Source organism: Micromonospora sp. NPDC051925 (assembly GCF_044548625.1).
Taxonomy (GTDB): Bacteria; Actinomycetota; Actinomycetes; order Mycobacteriales; family Micromonosporaceae; genus Micromonospora.
Genome location: NZ_JBIUCH010000020.1, coordinates 35,860 through 51,911 on the forward strand (window position 1 = coordinate 35,860; position 16,052 = coordinate 51,911).

12 protein-coding genes are annotated in these 16,052 nt (G+C 71.6%); 7 read left to right on the forward strand and 5 right to left on the reverse strand.

Features of this window, described 5'->3' with window-relative positions; translation table 11 throughout:
• The first annotated feature begins 83 nt into the window (after window positions 1–83).
• Window positions 84–635: a hypothetical protein gene (locus ACIG87_RS24830; protein ID WP_396853617.1), complete on the forward strand. Its 552-nt coding sequence runs from the start codon at window positions 84–86 to the stop codon at window positions 633–635.
• 245 nt (window positions 636–880) lie between these two features.
• On the forward strand, window positions 881–2,128 hold the full coding sequence (locus ACIG87_RS24835) for a PP2C family protein-serine/threonine phosphatase (protein ID WP_396853618.1): 1,248 nt from the start codon (window positions 881–883) through the stop codon (window positions 2,126–2,128).
• Between the two features lie 7 nt (window positions 2,129–2,135).
• Here the strand turns inward: ACIG87_RS24835 and ACIG87_RS24840 are convergent, their stop codons facing one another.
• On the reverse strand, window positions 2,136–2,474 hold the full coding sequence (locus ACIG87_RS24840) for an STAS domain-containing protein (protein ID WP_396853794.1): 339 nt from the start codon (window positions 2,472–2,474) through the stop codon (window positions 2,136–2,138).
• 282 nt (window positions 2,475–2,756) lie between these two features.
• Between ACIG87_RS24840 and ACIG87_RS24845 the strand changes: the two genes are divergently transcribed.
• Window positions 2,757–3,104 (forward strand): hypothetical protein, encoded by a 348-nt coding sequence (locus ACIG87_RS24845; RefSeq protein WP_396853620.1) that lies wholly within the window; start codon window positions 2,757–2,759, stop codon window positions 3,102–3,104.
• A gap of 395 nt (window positions 3,105–3,499) precedes the next feature.
• The gene (locus tag ACIG87_RS24850; protein ID WP_396853621.1) at window positions 3,500–5,977 is read left to right on the forward strand and encodes an LVIVD repeat-containing protein; all 2,478 of its coding nucleotides are present in this window, start codon (window positions 3,500–3,502) and stop codon (window positions 5,975–5,977) included.
• Window positions 5,978–6,059: 82 nt separating this feature from the next.
• On the opposite strand, the gene ACIG87_RS24855 is transcribed toward ACIG87_RS24850, so the two are convergent.
• A complete protein-coding gene (locus tag ACIG87_RS24855; RefSeq protein ID WP_396853622.1) occupies window positions 6,060–6,728 on the reverse strand; it encodes a DUF305 domain-containing protein in 669 nt (222 codons plus the stop codon).
• Window positions 6,729–6,992: 264 nt separating this feature from the next.
• Here ACIG87_RS24855 and ACIG87_RS24860 point away from each other — a divergent pair, with 264 nt between their 5' ends.
• A complete protein-coding gene (locus ACIG87_RS24860) occupies window positions 6,993–9,998 on the forward strand; it encodes a family 16 glycoside hydrolase (protein ID WP_396853624.1) in 3,006 nt (1,001 codons plus the stop codon).
• A gap of 492 nt (window positions 9,999–10,490) precedes the next feature.
• Window positions 10,491–10,955 (forward strand): hypothetical protein, encoded by a 465-nt coding sequence (locus ACIG87_RS24865; RefSeq protein ID WP_396853626.1) that lies wholly within the window; start codon window positions 10,491–10,493, stop codon window positions 10,953–10,955.
• A 35-nt stretch (window positions 10,956–10,990) separates the two neighbouring features.
• On the opposite strand, the gene ACIG87_RS24870 is transcribed toward ACIG87_RS24865, so the two are convergent.
• Window positions 10,991–12,202: a PP2C family protein-serine/threonine phosphatase gene (locus ACIG87_RS24870; protein ID WP_396853628.1), complete on the reverse strand. Its 1,212-nt coding sequence runs from the start codon at window positions 12,200–12,202 to the stop codon at window positions 10,991–10,993.
• Between the two features lie 129 nt (window positions 12,203–12,331).
• On the opposite strand from ACIG87_RS24870, the gene ACIG87_RS24875 reads away from it, so the two are divergent.
• A complete protein-coding gene (locus tag ACIG87_RS24875) occupies window positions 12,332–12,721 on the forward strand; it encodes a DUF1304 domain-containing protein (protein WP_396853630.1) in 390 nt (129 codons plus the stop codon).
• A 63-nt stretch (window positions 12,722–12,784) separates the two neighbouring features.
• Here ACIG87_RS24875 and ACIG87_RS24880 read toward each other — a convergent pair whose 3' ends face one another.
• Complete coding sequence (locus ACIG87_RS24880) at window positions 12,785–13,468, reverse strand: response regulator (protein WP_396853631.1); 684 nt, start codon at window positions 13,466–13,468, stop codon at window positions 12,785–12,787.
• Window positions 13,465–16,005: a DUF4118 domain-containing protein gene (locus ACIG87_RS24885; protein WP_396853632.1), complete on the reverse strand. Its 2,541-nt coding sequence runs from the start codon at window positions 16,003–16,005 to the stop codon at window positions 13,465–13,467. The genes ACIG87_RS24880 and ACIG87_RS24885 overlap by 4 nt, the downstream gene beginning before the upstream one ends.
• Window positions 16,006–16,052: the final 47 nt, after the last annotated feature.

Below are 16,052 nucleotides of genomic sequence, written 5' to 3' on the forward strand. Positions count from 1 at the left end.
GACCGCACCCGCTCATCGGAGTTCGACCAGCGACGCCGTGCGCGCCGGTGAGTACGGGGAGCAGGCACGGGTATCCAGCCCGCATGGCGCGGTACACGAAACCCGAGCTGCGGGAGAAGCTGAAGGAAGAGATCAGGGCGTCCGACCGGGGCGGTAGACCGGGACAGTGGTCGGCCCGCAAGTCCCAGTTGCTGACCAGGGAGTACCAGCAGCACGGCGGCGGTTACCAGGGCCCGAGGGACGAGCGGCAGAACTCCCTGCGGCGCTGGGGCGACCAGAAGTGGCAGACCCGGCAGGGCACCACCCGCGCACGCCACGGCGGCGGGACCGACCGTTACCTGCCGGAGCAGGCATGGAAGCAGCTCTCCCCGGAGCAACGGCGCGCGACCGACGCCAAGAAGCGCAAGGAGTCGACGACCGGCAGGCAGTACGTCGCCAACACCGGGCCGGCCAGACGCGCACGCCGCGCCGCCGTGTCGGCCGGGTCGCTCACCGACCTGCCGGTCTCCGAAGCGATCCGGCACGTCCGCGATCTCGACACCCGCCGGCTCAGGGCGACGCTCCGCGCGGAGCGCGAGGGGAAGGGCCGCAAGACGCTCATCCGACGCCTGGAGTCGGAGCTGGACCGCCGCTGACGACCGGGCAGGACACCGGGCCAGCCGTTGTACGCGATGTTCGGCAGCAAGCGGCAACTGCTCGCCGACCTGGTGGACGTCATCCTGGCCGGTGACGACGAACCGGGGGCCCCACCCGACCGGCCGTTCGTCGCCGAGATCCGTGCGCTCGTCGGCCTGACCGGCCAGCCGGGTGGTCCCGACGCCCGGCCGCCGCACGGTCGTCCCCGCAGGCGTCGGGCACCGGGAGTGCATATGCTCGACAGGTGGAGGACAGCGAGCGGACCGTGCTGGCCGAAATGCTGCAGTCGGCCGAGGACGCCGCGCCGGTCGAGGCGGTCGAGGCCGTCACCGGGGGCATCGCCACGGCGTTGAACGCGCTCGGCGTCTCGTTGCTGATCGCCGATCTGAGCGGTCGGGCGCTGGTGCGGCTCACCCACCAACCGGCCGCCGACCGCCCCGGCCACCTCCGGGACGAGGAGGTCGCCGAGGTGCTGCCCTTCGACGGCGGGCCCTACGAGCAGGCGGTGCGCCAGCAGGCCACCCTGGTGCTCCCCGGCGAGGGCCGGTGGCGACTGCTCGCACCCGTCACCGAACGCGGCGAGGCCATCGGCCTGTTGGAGATCGATCTGCCCGACGAGCCGGACGCCGAGGTGATCGCCCGGGTCGCCCGTACCGCGCATGCGTTGGCGTTCGTGATAATCGCCAACCAGCGGCACACCGACCTGTTCGAGTGGGGGCAGCGCACCACCCCGTTCACCCTCTCCGCCGAGATCCAACGCCGCCTGCTGCCCGCCTCGTTCACCTGCGAGGCCGGCGCGTTCACCCTCTCCGGCTGGCTGGAGCCGGCCGCGAGCGTCGGCGGGGACACCTTCGACTACAGCGTCGCCCGTGACGTGCTGCACGTCAGTGTCACCGATGCGATGGGTCACGGGGTCGCCAGCGCGCTGACCGCCACCCTCGGGGTGGGCAGCCTGCGCAACACCCGCCGCCGTGGGATGGGCCTCACCGCACAGGCCGAGGAGGCCAATGCCACCATCGCCGAGCACGCCAACGTACGCGGCGCGTACGTGACGGCCGTGCTGGGCCGGATCGACCTGCCGACCGGGCGGTGCGAGCTGCTCAACGCCGGTCACATCCCGCCGATGCTGGTCCGTGACGGCCGGGTCATGCCGCTGGAACTGCCCGCCAACTTCCCGCTGGGCATGTTTCCCGACGAGCGCTTCCGCAGTGGTGAGGTCTCCCTCCGGCCCGACGACCGGCTGGTCGTCGTCACCGACGGCATGCGCGAACGCAACGCGGCCGATCTCGACCTGCCCGCCGCGCTGCTCAGCATCGCGCACCTGCACCCGCGCGAGGCGGTTCGGGCGCTGTCCGACGCGGTGCTGGCCATCACCGGACCCGTCCTGGCCGACGACGCCACCCTGCTGATCATCGACTGGTACGGCAGCCACGGGCCGCGCCGCAGCACCGCCGGCGCCGACGCCACCCGGGCCAGCGTCCCGCCCCGGTGAGGACGCCTCACGACACCGGTGCCGCCTCCTCGGCGTCCCGCACCGTGTCGAAGATGCCGATGACCTGGTCCACCGAGGTGATCGACAGCACCGTGCGGACCGACCGGCGGACCCCGGCCAGCCCGAGCCAGCCGTCCCGTTGCCGCAGGTCCCGGTAGGCGACCACGAGCGCGCCGAGGCCGCTCGAATCCATGAACCCGACGTCGGTCAGGTCGACCACCACGACCCGGCTGCCGCCCTCCATCACCTCGCGTAGCCGGTCGCGCAGCTGGGGCGTGGTGCTCATGTCCAGGTCGCCGGCGACCTCCACCACCGTGCCGGTGCCCTCCTGTCGGGTCGACAGCATGAACTCCACGAAACCCCCTCGATCCGGTGCACCGTCATCCCGGCGACGTCCTGCACCATGTCCACGGTGCCAGAAATCGACCCCGGACGCTCGTCGACGGTCTGCCGGGCAGCGGCGACGGGGTCTCCGTTGACGGTCGACGGGGCTGACGTCCGGATTCCGCACTCACTTGGTTGACACAGGGACTTTCCAGCTAGATGGTGAAATCGATGTGTATCACTGTGGACCCGAGCTCGACCGAGCTTTGGCCCCTTCCCTGAACGCCGTCCCGGAAGGACACCCATGCGCACATCCGCCCACCGAATCGCCGCAGGTCTCGCCGCCGCCCTGACCACCACGCTGACCGTGACGCTACCGGCGTCGCCGGCGGCTGCCGGCGAGCCGTTCCAGAACCCCGACACGGGCCTCGTCTTCTACTCGACCTACCCGACCGAAGTGGTCGGCAGGCAGGCCACGCCGGACGGCGTCTGCCGTCAGGTCCCGGCCGACGCGGCCTGGATGCTCACCTGGAGCGGCGGCTTCACTTCCGTCCCCGGCTACCAGACCACCGACTGCAGCGGTCCGGCGACCGAACTCAACAACTTCCACAGCTGGCCGGAGGGCCGTTACCTCACCTACCGGGCCAGCTGACCAGGGCACCCGGTGGTCGTCCGCGGACGACCACCGGGAGTACGGCAGAGCCCCGGGTCCGGGACGCCCGGGTCACCCCGGTCGGCACCACCTGTGCGGGCGAGGACTCGACGAGTGGCGCAAGGAGCGGGCCGCCTGCTCCTACGACTGTCGTGACCTGCCCGATCACGTGAAGGTAAAGACTCACGGCCCGTTGGACAAACACGGGCATACGTCACATGGACTTCTTGACCAACCACCGATCGCCGGTACGGTCCCTACTCACGCGACGCGTTTCTCTCAATGTGGACGTCGCGTCAGGTCCTTCGATCGGAAGGCGATACATGACATCTTCATCAACCCCCAGAACACGCGGCGGCCGACGAGCACTCGGCCTGATAGCCGCAGGTCTGCTCATGGTCGGCGCGATCCCCGGCACGGCCTCGGCGGCGGAGCCCGACCCGCGCGTCGGCCTCGGCGCGGGCTGGCTCGACGCACAGTCCGCGATCAGCAACCTCGAGCAGGTGGCGCACCGCGACAAGCCGGCAGGCTTCGTCGACCCGACGAACCCGGGCAACGGTTCGTACTACAACTCGGACCTCGCCTTCGGCGGTAGGTACGCCTTCCAGGGCAACTACAACGGGTTCACCATCGTCGACGTCGCCAACCCGACCGACCCGACGCTGGTCACCAGCGTCGTGTGCCCCGGGGGACAGGGTGACCTCTCCGTCCACGGCAATCTGCTCTTCATGTCCGTCGAGGAGACCCGCGGACGGGTCGACTGTGGCACGAACCCCAACGTCGGCACCCGGTTCCAGGGCGTCCGGGTCTTCGACATCACCGACGTACGCAACCCGGTGCAGGTCGCGGGCGTCCAGCTCTGCCGTGGCTCGCACACGCACACGGTGGTGACCGACCCCCGGGACGCCGACAACATCTACGTCTACGTCTCCGGCACCACCTCGGTGCGTCCGGCGACCACGATGGAGGGCTGCAACAACAACGCCGCCGACGGTGACAACCCGTCACGGTGGCGGATCGACGTCATCAAGGTGCCGCTGGCGTCCCCCCAGGATGCCGCCGTGGTGAACCAGCCGAGGCTGTTCAAGGACCCGAACACGGGCCGGATCGACGGCCTCCAGAACGGCCCGGTGACGCCCCGGCACCCGTCCGGGTCGACCTGGTCGCCCTCGCCGAACACCAACGCCTGCCACGACATCACCGCGTACCCGGAGATCGGGCTGGCGGCCGGTGCCTGCCAGGGCAACGGCATCCTGATCGACATCTCGGACCCGGCGAACCCGAAGCGGATCGACGAGGTGGCCGATCCGAACTTCGCGTACTGGCACTCGGCGACGTTCAACAACGACGGCACCAAGGTGATCTTCACCGACGAGTGGGGCGGTGGCAGCGGCGCCCGCTGCCGCGACACCGACCTGCCGGAGTGGGGCGCCAACGCCATCTTCGACATCGTCGACCGGAAGATGACCTTCGCCAGCTACTACAAGCTGCCGGTGCCCCAGTCGCTGCAGGAGAACTGCGTCGCGCACAACGGCTCGCTGATCCCGGTGCCCGGCCGCGACATCATGATGCAGGCCTGGTACCAGGGCGGCATCTCGGTGTTCGACTTCACCGACTCGAAGCACCCGCGCGAGATCGCGTACTTCGACCGTGGCCCGGTCAACGCGAACTCGCTCGTGCTCGGTGGCTTCTGGTCGGCGTACTGGTACAACGGCAACCTCTACGGCAACGAGATCGCCCGCGGCTTCGACGTGTTCGCGCTGACCCCCAGCGCGCACCTGTCGGCGGCCGAGATCGACGCCGCCGCCCAGGTGAAGCTGGCCGGGTTCAACGCGCAGGGCCAGCCGAAGATCACCTGGACGCCGAGCTTCGCCGTCGCCCGCGCCTACTACGACCAGTTGGTCCGGGCGGACGCCATCGACGAGCCGTTGCGTGCCGAGGTCGACAAGGTCCTGCGGCGGGCCAGCGGTTTCGCCGCCGACGGCAAGCGGTTCGCCGCCGAGGCGCAGCTGCGGACGCTGGCCAACCAGTTGGACGCGCCGGCGTACCGGACCCTCCAGCAGGCGGTCCTGGACCTGGCGGGCACCTTCAACCCGAAGGTCACCGCCACGGTGGGCCCGGCCGAGCCGACCGGCAGCAACGGCTGGTACACCGGTGACGTCACGCTCACCCTCACCGGCCTGATCGCCGGCCTCTGGACCGGCCAGTACTCCGTCGACGACGGGGCCACCTGGGTGGACGTGCCGGCCAGCGGCGTCGCCACGATCAGCGCCGAGGTCAAGGGCACGGTGCGCTACCGGGCGATCGACGGGGCCGGGAACACCTCCCGGGAGGGGAGCCTGTGGCTCAAGGTCGACCGGACCGCGCCCGAGGTGCAGGTGTCCGGGCTGACCGACGGGACGTCGTACGGTGACTCCGGCGCGGTGACGGTGGACTGGACGATCACCGACGCCGGCTCCGGGCCCGGCATCAACCCGGACAGCGCGCTGCTGGACGGCAAGCGGGTGACCCGGGGAGCGACGATCGCCCTGTCCAGCCTCCCGCTGGGCAGCCACACCCTGGTGGTGACCGCGAAGGACAAGGCCGGGAACACCACCGCCCGGTCCGTCACGTTCACCACCACGACGTCCTTCGCCGACCTCCAGGCGCTCGTCGACGGCTACCGGTCCGCCGGCACCGTCAGCGCGGGCAACGCCGACAAGCTGACCACCAGCCTCGGCAAGGCCAGCGCGGCGGCCTCCGGCGGCCAGCGGGCGGAGGCGGTCACGCACCTGACCACCTTCCTCGACCAGGCCGGCGCACTCAACGCCGTCGGCGCACGCAACCTGCTGGTCCGCGACGCCCAGGCGCTGATCGGCCAGCTCGGCAGCTGACCCGCCCGGTCCGGCGGATCGGCGGGCCAGGCATTGACCGGGGCCTGTTCAGCAGTGCTGAACAGGCCCCGGCTTCGCTGCGTCAACCGAGCTTGGCCAGCATCTGCTGCATCCGCTGGATCTCGATGCTCTGGTCGGCGTTGACCTCACGGGCGAACTGGTCGCTCGCCGGCTCCAGCCCGCCACCGGTGGCGTACAACTGCTCCACCATCGTCAGCGCGCCCTGGTGGTGACGGATCATCGAGGTGAGGAAGAGCCGGTCGAACTCCCCGTCGCGCGCCTGCTTGAGCTGATCGAACTGCGCGGGCGTGAGCATCCCCGGCATGAGCGCGTCGTGCCCCGCGCCGCCGTGCGGAGCGGCGCTCGGCACGCTCCGCTCCGCGAGCCAGCGCTGCATCCGCGCGATCTCGTCACTCTGTGACACCTCGATCCGCTTGGCGAGCAGCGTCACGTCAGGGCTGGTGGTGCGCCCGGCCAGCAGGGCGGTCATCTCCAGGGCCTGCGCGTGGTGCGGGATCATGCCCTGGATGAACAGGCTGTCGGCCGCGGTGAACCCGGGCGGCGAGACCTGCGACAGGTCGCTGCCGGACAGCGACCGGCCCGGCTGACCGGGCGCTCCGGGCTGCACCACATGCGAGGCCGGCGGTTGGTACGACGGGTCCTCCCGGCTCGCCCAGAGGGCCACGCCGACCGCCGAGCCGAGGACGACCGTGGCGATCACACCGGAAACGACCACGCGACGGGGCAGCACCACGACTCACCTACCAATCTGGGCCTGAGCTGCGCGGAGTCCATGGAGATAGTGCCTCAGGTCCGGCAGCCCCACCAGCCCACGAACCGGCGGAATCACGGCCACCCCGGGGAGACTTTTGCTCGTGCATCAAAAAGTTTCCCCGCATCGATGAAAAGTGCTAGCGTCTGCGATCAATCTTTCGTGTGTCGAGATCGTACTAACCAGCCGCCGGGAGAAAGTGGCGCGGTCCTCCAGGCCGGGCCCGCACCCACAGGAGGAACCATGACCACCTCGAATCGGCGGCGCTGGCGCCGCCGACCCGCGCTCGGGGCCGCGGTCACCGCCCTGACGACCATGTTCGCCACCGCGTTCGTGGCCCCGGCCACGGCCGCGCCCCACCTCGCCGACGTCCCGCCGCAGGAACCCGGCGTCACCCTGCGCTCGTACGACATGGGCACCCCGCTGTCGGCGCTGTGCACCCTCAAGCCGGCCCAGACGCCGAACGTCGACAAGCTCATGCCGCAGGTCAACTGGACCACCACCGACGAGTTCGGCCTCTCCGACCGGTTCATCAGCCATGTCGTCGCCAACCTCACCGCCCCCGCCGACGGCGACTACACCTTCCGGCTCACCAGCGACGACGGATCGCGGCTGACGATCGGCGACCAGGTTGTCGTCGACCACGACGGGCTGCACGGCGAGACCGCCAAGGAAGGGACGACCACCCTCAGCGCCGGCCTGCACCCGCTGCGCATCGAGTACTTCGAGGACGGCGGCGGCCAGGTGCTGCGGCTCGAATGGCGACGGCCGGGCAGCACCGACTTCGAGCTCGTGCCGAACTCCGCGTTGAGCACTGACGCGGGTGTCGTACGGGTCACCGCGCCGGGCTGGAAGTACTGCGAGGGGGCCACCGACTCGGCCGGCGACGGCCTGCCGCTGGACCGGGTGCACCCCGGCTACACCCTCACCGACCTGCGCCCCGAGGGGTTCCAGCCGCAGGTCACCGGGATGGCGTTCCTCCCCGACGGCGACCTGGTCCTGAGCACCTGGGGCGGCACCGACAACACGACCGGCGAGATCTACGTGGCCGAGGGCGTCACCGGCCAGACCGGCCCCGGGCAGGTGACCTACCGCAGGTTCGCGGACGGGTTGCGGGAACCGCAGGGCGTCGCGGTGGTCGACGGCACCGTCTACGTCAGCCAGAAGCACGAGCTGACGGCCCTGCGCGACACCGACGGCGACGGCGTCGCCGACGACCGTCGCACGGTCGCCACCTGGCCCTGGGGCGGCAACTTCCACGAGTTCGCGTTCGGCCTGCTCTACCGGGACGGGTTCTTCTACCTGAACCTGTCGGTCGCCATCAACCTCGGCGGGGCCACCACCGTGCCGCAGCCGGCGTCTGACCGGGGCACCTCGATCAAGGTGAACGCCAGGACCGGCAAGATCACCTACGTCGCCGGCGGGCTGCGTACCCCCAACGGGATCGGCTGGGGTCCGCGCGGCGAGGTCCTCGTCACCGACAACCAGGGCGGCTGGCTGCCCGCGTCCAAGCTGGTCCAGATCCAGCAGGGCGCGTTCTACAACCACTACACCACGCCCGACGGGCCGTACGACGACAAGGCCGTGACCCGGCCCATCGTCTGGTTCCCGCAGAACGAGATCGGCAACTCACCGTCCACTCCGGTGCTGTTGCAGCAGGGCCCGTACGCCGGGCAGCTCGTCGTCGGTGACGTGACCTACGGCGGCCTGCAGCGGGTGTTCCTCGACGAGGTCGAGGGGCAGTACCAGGGGGCGGTGTTCCGGCACACGCAGGGCCTGGAGGCGGGGGTCAACGAGGTCACCCTCGGCCCCGACGGCGCGCTCTACGTGGGCGGCCTGGGCGCCGGCGGCAACTGGGGGCAGGAGGGCAAGCTCAGCTACGGGTTGCAGAAGCTCACCCCCAACGGCACCTCGACCTTCGAGGTCAAGCAGATGCGTGCCACGGCCAACGGGTTCGACCTGGAGTACACCGAGAAGCTGTCGCCGGAGACCGCGCAGCGGCTCGCCGAGGCGTACCAGGTGACCCAGTGGCGCTACGGCGCGACCAGCCAGTACGGCGGCCCCAAGCTCGACCTGGAGACGCTCAGGGTGTCCAAGGCGGTGCTGGCGGCCAACGGCCGCACCGTCCGACTGAGCATCCCGGGCCTGAAGGAGAACCGGGTCGTGCACGTACGCTCCCCGCGCCCGTTCTCCTCCGCCGACGGCGAGGAGCTGTGGAACACCGAGGCCTGGTACACGCTCAACGAGATCCCGGGCCGGGTGTCCCAGCCGCAGACCTTCTTCGAGGCCGAGGAGGGTCGTACCGTCGACGTCGGGATGGCCACCGATCACGCCGCCTACTCCGGTGCCGGCTTCGCCGCCGGATTCGCCGACGACGGCTCGTCGACCCGCATCTCCGTCGACGTCCCCGAGGCCGGCAACTACGACCTGTCGATGCGCTACAGCAACGGCCCGAACCCGTTCTCCGGCCCGAAACAGCTCAGCCTCCACGTGAACGGCAAGCGGATCGAGCAGACGGTCTTCCCCTCCACCGTCACCTGGGACGAGTGGGGCACCGTCACCACCAAGGCGCACCTCAAGCGGGGACGCAACGTGGTCGAGTACCGCAAGGAGGCCGCCGACTCCGGGCACGTGAACCTCGACGTGCTCGCCGTCCGGCCACGCGGCGAGCGGATCACCCTGTTCGACGGCGGCGACCTCACCGAATGGCAGCACACCGACGGGCGCGAGCCGGAGTGGGCGGTCTCGGGCGGCACCATGACGGTACGCAACGGCGACCTGCGCACGGTGCAGGCCTTCGGTGACTTCCGCCTGCACGTGGAGTTCAAGCTGCCGCTCTACCCGTCGGACGTGACCGGCCAGAACCGCGCCAACAGCGGCGTCTACCTCCAGGACCGTTACGAGATCCAGGTGCTGGACTCGTTCGGCATCGACCCGCCGCAGGCCAACGACGCCGCCGCCATCTACACCCAGAAGGCGCCCGACGTGAACGCGGCCCGGCCGCCCGAGACCTGGCAGACGTACGACATCGAATACCGGCAGGCCCGCTACGACGCGGCCGGCAACAAGGTGGAGAACCCACGGGTCACCGTGGTGTGGAACGGCGTCACGGTGCACGACGACGTCGAGATCCTCGGCCCGACCGGCGGCAGCCGGCCCGAGGGCCCGGCGGCCGGTGCCATCCGGCTCCAGGACCACGGCAACCCGGTCCAGTACCGCAAGATCTGGATCAAGCCGCTCGACCGGTAGCTCCACCGGTGCGCGGTGGCCGGGCCCGCTTCGGCGGCCCGGCCACCCGGCACGTACGCGTCCCGGCGGGTGACGCGGGCGCGGGCCGGGGTCGCGGGATCGACCCCGCGAGCTCTGATCCTTGGTCCGGCGCGACGGATCAGGACGGCGCGGCTACGGTGTCGGCGTGCGTATCACCGGTTCGGAGGTCACGACCGTCACCGAACTCGCGTACCAACAGGCGCGTCGCGGCGGCGGGACCGAGACGGTGCGGCTGACAGTGGGTCGCCTGGGGGTGGCCGCCGTGCCGGACGGCTGTGACGCGGTGTTGGTGACCGGCGATCTGCAGGGTGTGGCCCCGTCGCCGTGGGGCGGCCCGCCGGTGCTGCTGGGTGTCGCGTTGGCCGACTATCTGCACGTCTGGGCCGAGCAGGGGCTCCTGCCACCCCCGCATCGCCTCGCGGTGGTCCTCGCCGGTGACCTGTACTCGTCGCCCGGTGCTGATCTTCGGGGGTGTCCGGCGAGGTCGACGACGTGTGGCTGGCGTTCGCTGCGGCCGGATGCCCATTGGTCGTCGGCGTGGCCGGCAACCATGATGTCGTGTCGACCGTCGGGATACGCGACCTCGGCCCGGCCGCAGCGCTGTTGGACGGCACGTGGGTCGATCGCGGAGGCGTCCGCTTCGCTGGCGTGAGCGGCATCATCGGCGACCCGAGCCGGCAGGGACGCCACCATGCGAGCCGCCAGCTCGCGTCGATCGACGCGGTGCTCGCCGGCGATCCCGACGTGCTCGTCCTGCACGAAGGACCGCCGGGCGGTGCCGGACAGGCCGGGAACCCTGGTATCGCCGTGCGCCTACACGGCCACCCGCCAGCGCTGACGGTGTGCGGCCATGTCCATTGGGATGAGGCCCTCGCCCGCCTCGGCGACGGTCATATCCTCAACGTCGACGGTCGGGTGGTCATCCTGACCCCCTGACGGGGCCGTCGGCCGGGAGCCGGGCGACGGCCGGCTCAGGGGGCCGTCGCCCGCAGGTCGCGCAGGTGGGCCAGCGGTGCGCGCGGGGGACGCCACTCCAGGAACATCGCCGTCGCGTCGTCGTCGAGCTGATCGTCCTGGTACGCGACGACCGCGCGCACCAGCCGGCGCATCGTCTCCGGGGTGGGCAACCGGTCGTTGAGGGCCCGGTTGACGAAGTCGACGAGGCGCTTCAGCCCGAACCGCTCCCCGTCCACGCTGCGCGCGTCGGTGATGCCGTCGGTGTAGGCGAGGATGCGGTCGCCCGGGTGCAGGTCCTCCTCGTACACCTGGGGGCGGCGGGGCGACAGGTGGCCCAGGCCGAGCGGCAGCGCGGTCGGGCCCGGCAGTTCCCGGATCGCCTTGCCGTCGCGGAGCAGCAGGGCACCGGGATGACCGGCGTTGATCATGCGGAGCCGACCGGTGCTCCGATCCAGCTCGGCGAGCAACGCCGTGGCGAACATGTGCGGGTGCTCGGAGCGCACCCACCTGTCGATGCTGGTCGCCGTGTCCGCCAGGTCGAGGCCGCAGCGGCGCGCGTTGCGGTAGGCGCTCACCACGAGGGAGGCCAGGGTGCTCGCCTTGATGCCGTGCCCACAGGTGTCGAACAGCCCGACGCTGAGCACGTCACCGTTGAGCGCGTAGTCGAAGATGTCCCCGCCGACGTCGTAGCACGGTTCGAGGATGGTGGTGAGCACCATGTCGTCGGTCGCGAAGGTCAGCGGCGGTAGCAGGCCCCAGACGATCTCGGCGGCGACCTGCATGGGCAGCCGACGCCGCAGCCGCTCGACGACGTCGCCGTATGGTCGGCGGTTCACCACGAGTTGACCGACGCAGGTCGCCAGCTCCCAGGCCGGCTCGTCCATGGCCCCGTCCCCGGCGGCCGACGAGACGATCTCCAGCACACCCATCCGTTCGCACCCGACGAGCAGCGGAACCCAGATCCGGTCCGGGTTGTCGGCCGCGCGCTGCACGTCGAGAGTGGTGAACGCCCGGCCGGCGAGGGTGGTCTCGATCAACAACTCCTCGCGGACCAGGCCGGCACCGAGCAGCGGCACGAGGCTGGCCTGCTGGTAGTCCGCCAGATAGATCACGATCTCAGTGGCGCCGACCGCCGGCGCGGCCCGGTTCACCAGCAGCGACAGGTCGTCCGGCCCACCACGGGGCGCGGCGAGCTGGAGCCAACGCACCGCGTCGCCCGCGTCCATCAAGCTGAGCCTCCCCCGTGTCTCCCCCCACCGTAGGAGGCCGGCGGGAAACCCGCCACCATGCGATTCGGAGCACGGTGGACAGGGAGAATGACGGCGGACATCTCTGTCGAACAAAGGAACAGCGTCGTGGTCGTCGCGGGACTCGTACTGGCCGGGGTCGCCGGCCTCATCCACGTCTACATCTTTTACCTGGAGTCGATCGCCTGGACCACCGACCGCGCACGTTCGATCTTCGGCACCACCCGGGAAGAGGCGGAGACGACCCGGGCGCTCGCCTTCAACCAGGGCTTCTACAACCTCTTCCTGGCGATCGCGATCGCCGTCGGCATCGTCGCCTACGGTGTCGGCGCGCAGACCGTCGGCGCGACCCTCGTCTTCGTCGGGGCCGGTTCGATGGTCGCCGCCGGTCTGGTGCTGCTCGTCTCGGCGCCCTCGAAGGCCGGCGCGGCGCTCAAGCAGCTCGTCCCCCCGCTCCTCGCCGTCGTCGCCCTGGCGATCGGGACCGGCCTCGGCTAGGGCGGACGCCCGGCGATCACCACCTGGCCTGCGGACACCGGGCACACCTGCCTCACCCCGGGCTCAGGGGCGGTAGCGGTAGCCCATGCCCGGCTCGGTGATCAGGTGCCGGGGCCGGGCCGGGTCGTCCTCCAGCTTGCGCCGCAACTGCGCCATGTACTGCCGCAGGTAGTTGGTCTCGTGCTGGTACTCCGGGCCCCACACCTCGTGCAGGAGCTGGCGCTGGCTGATCAGTTTCCCCGGATGGCGCAGCAGCCTCTCCAGCATCGCCCACTGGGTGGGGGTGAGCCGGACCTCGGTGCCGTCGTCGCGGGTGACGGTGCGGGCGGCGAGGTCGACGGTGTGTCGGCCCACCCGGGCCTCGGCGGTGGCGTCGACCGGCACGGCGGCGAGGCGGCGGGTGACGGCGCGAATCCGGGCGAGGAGTTCGTCCACCCCGAACGGCTTGGTGACGTAGTCGTCGGCACCGGCGTCGAGGGCGGCCACCTTGTCCGCGCTGCCGGCCCGGCCGGAGAGCACGATGATCGGGATCGTGGTCCAGCCGCGCAGGCCCCGGATGACCTCGGTGCCGTCGAGGTCGGGCAGGCCGAGGTCGAGCACCACCAGGTCCGGTGGGTGGGCGGCAGCGGCCTTCAGGGCTGCCGTGCCGGTCCCGGCGACCTCGACGTCGTACCCCCGGGCGCGCAGGTTGATCCGCAGGGCGCGGAGGATCTGTGGTTCGTCGTCGACGACCAGGATGCGGGTCACCGGTCCGGCCTCTCGTCGGCGGCAGGCAGCCGCAGCACCATGGTCAGCCCTCCACCGGGAGTGGTCTCGGGGGTGATGCTGCCACCCATCGCCTCGGCCAGCCCCCGGGACAGCGCGAGCCCGAGCCCCACGCCGGTCTGGTTGTCCCGGTCGCCGAGCCGCTGGAACGGCAGGAAGACGTGCTCCCACCGGTCCTCGGGGATACCCGGGCCGGTGTCGATGACCCGCAGCTCCACCTGCCCGGCATGGGCGCTGGCGGTGATCGTGGGTGGTCGCCCGGGTGGGCTGTGCCGCAGGGCGTTCGCGACGATGTTGACCAGCACCCGTTCCAGCAGGCCCGGGTCGGTGTCGACCGCCGGCAGGTCAGCGGGGATGTCGGTGCGCACGTCGGCAGCGACCGGCCCCAGCTCGTCCAGGGCCCGGGGTACGGCGTCCTCCAGCCCGATCGCGCTCCGGACGACACCGAGCGCGCCGGCCTGTAGCCGGCTCATGTCGAGCAGGTTCGCCACCAGCCGGCCGAGCCGGTCCAGCGACTCGTCGGCGGTGGCGAGCAGCTCGGCCCGGTCCTCGGGGTCGAAGTCGACATCGGGGCTGCGCAGGCTGCTCACCGCGGCCTTCGCCGAGGCCAGCGGCGTACGCAGGTCGTGGCTGACCGCGGCGAGCAGCGCGGTGCGCATCCGGTCGGCCTCGGCGAGCGGCCGGGCGGTGGCCGCCTCCTCGGCGAGGCGTTCCTGGCGCAGCGCGACGGCGGCCTGCGCGGCGAACGCCTCGACGATGCGCCGGTCGGCGGCCTCCAGCCGACGGCCGCTGAGCACCACGGTCAGCCGGTCGTCGACCGGTACCGTGGTCTCCCCCGCGCTGGGGCTGCCCGCCGGCGCGTCGCCGACGCTGGCGACCCGACGCCAGGCGCCCTCCTCGTGGGCCCGACCGGGCCGCCCCTGCGCGTCGTCGACGAGCTCCAGGACGCTGACCGCGCGCAGCGCGAAGGTCTCCCGGAGCCGGTCGAGCAGCGCCGGCAACGGCCGTTCGCCGCGCAGCACGCTGCCGGCGACGGTGGCCAGGGTCTGCGCGTCGGCGGCGGCGCGTGCCGCTTCCCGGGTACGCCGGGCCGCCACGTCCACCACCCAGCTCACCGCGACCGCCACCCCGACGAACACGCCCAGCGCGAGGAGGTTGTCCGCCTCGGCGATGGTCAGCGTGTGGAAGGGCGGGGTGAAGAACCAGTTCAGCAGCAGCGACCCGCCGAGTGCGGCGACCAGCGCCGGCCACAGCCCGCCGACCAGCGCCACCCCGACCACCCCGGCGAGGAAGAGCAGGATGTCGTTGGTCAGGGTCAGGTCCGGCAGCGTCGACAGCAGCAGGGTGAGCAGCGGCATGCCGAGCCCGGCGAGCGCGAACCCGAGCAGTCGACGCCGCCGGGACAGCGCCGCCGGCACCCCGACGCCCTGCCGACCCCGGCCGGCCTGCGGATGGGTGACCAGGTGCACGTCGATCGCCCCGGACCGGGCCGTGGTGGTGACCCCGACGCCCCGCGCGAACAGTTGCGCGAACCGGCCGCGCCGGCTCGCGCCGAGCACCAGTTGGGTGGCGTTCACCCCCCGGGCGAAGTCGAGCAGGGCCGCCGGGACGTCCGCGCCGAGCACCTGGTGGTAGGTGCCGCCGAGGCTCTCCACCAGGACCCGCTGCCGGGCCAGCTGGGCCGGATCCGCCCCGGCCAGCCCGTCGTTGCGGGCCACGTGCACGGCGAGCAGGTCGGCCCCCTTGCTCCGGGCGGCGATCCGGGCCGCCCGGCGGATCAGCGTCTCCCCCTCGGGGCCGCCGGTGAGGGCGACGACGACCCGCTCGCGGGCCTCCCAGGTGGCGGAGATGCCCTGCTGGGCCCGGTACCGGTCGAGTTGGTCGTCGACCTTGTCGGCGAGCCACAGCAGGGCCAGCTCGCGCAGCGCGGTGAGGTTGCCGACCCGGAAGTAGTTGCCCAGCGCCGCATCGATCCTGTCGGGCCGGTAGACGTTGCCGTGCGCCATCCGGCGGCGCAGCGCCTCCGGGGTCATGTCGACCAGTTCGACCTGCTCGGCGGCGCGTACGACGGCGTCGGGGACGGTCTCCCGCTGGGTGGTGCCGGTGATCCGGGCGACCACGTCGTTGATCGACTCCAGGTGCTGGACGTTGACCGTCGACAACACGGAGATGCCGGCGTCGAGGAGTTCCTGGACGTCCTGCCAGCGCTTCTCGTGCCGGGAGCCGGGCACGTTGGTGTGCGCCAGCTCGTCGACCACCGCGATCCCGGGCCGACGGGCCAGCACGGCGTCCAGGTCCATCTCGGTGAACTCGAGGCCCCGGTAGCCGAGCGTCCGGCGGGGCAACACCTCCAGGTCGCCGATCATCGCCGCGGTGTGCGCGCGGCCGTGCGTCTCCACCAGGCCGACCACCACGTCGGTGCCGCGCTCGGCACGCCGCTGGGCCTCCTCCAGCATCGCGTACGTCTTGCCGACACCGGGGGCGGCTCCCAGGTAGATACGCAGCTCTCCACGTGGCACGGGACCATCCTCTCGCTGTGCGGACCGCACGGGGCCACGACCACCGG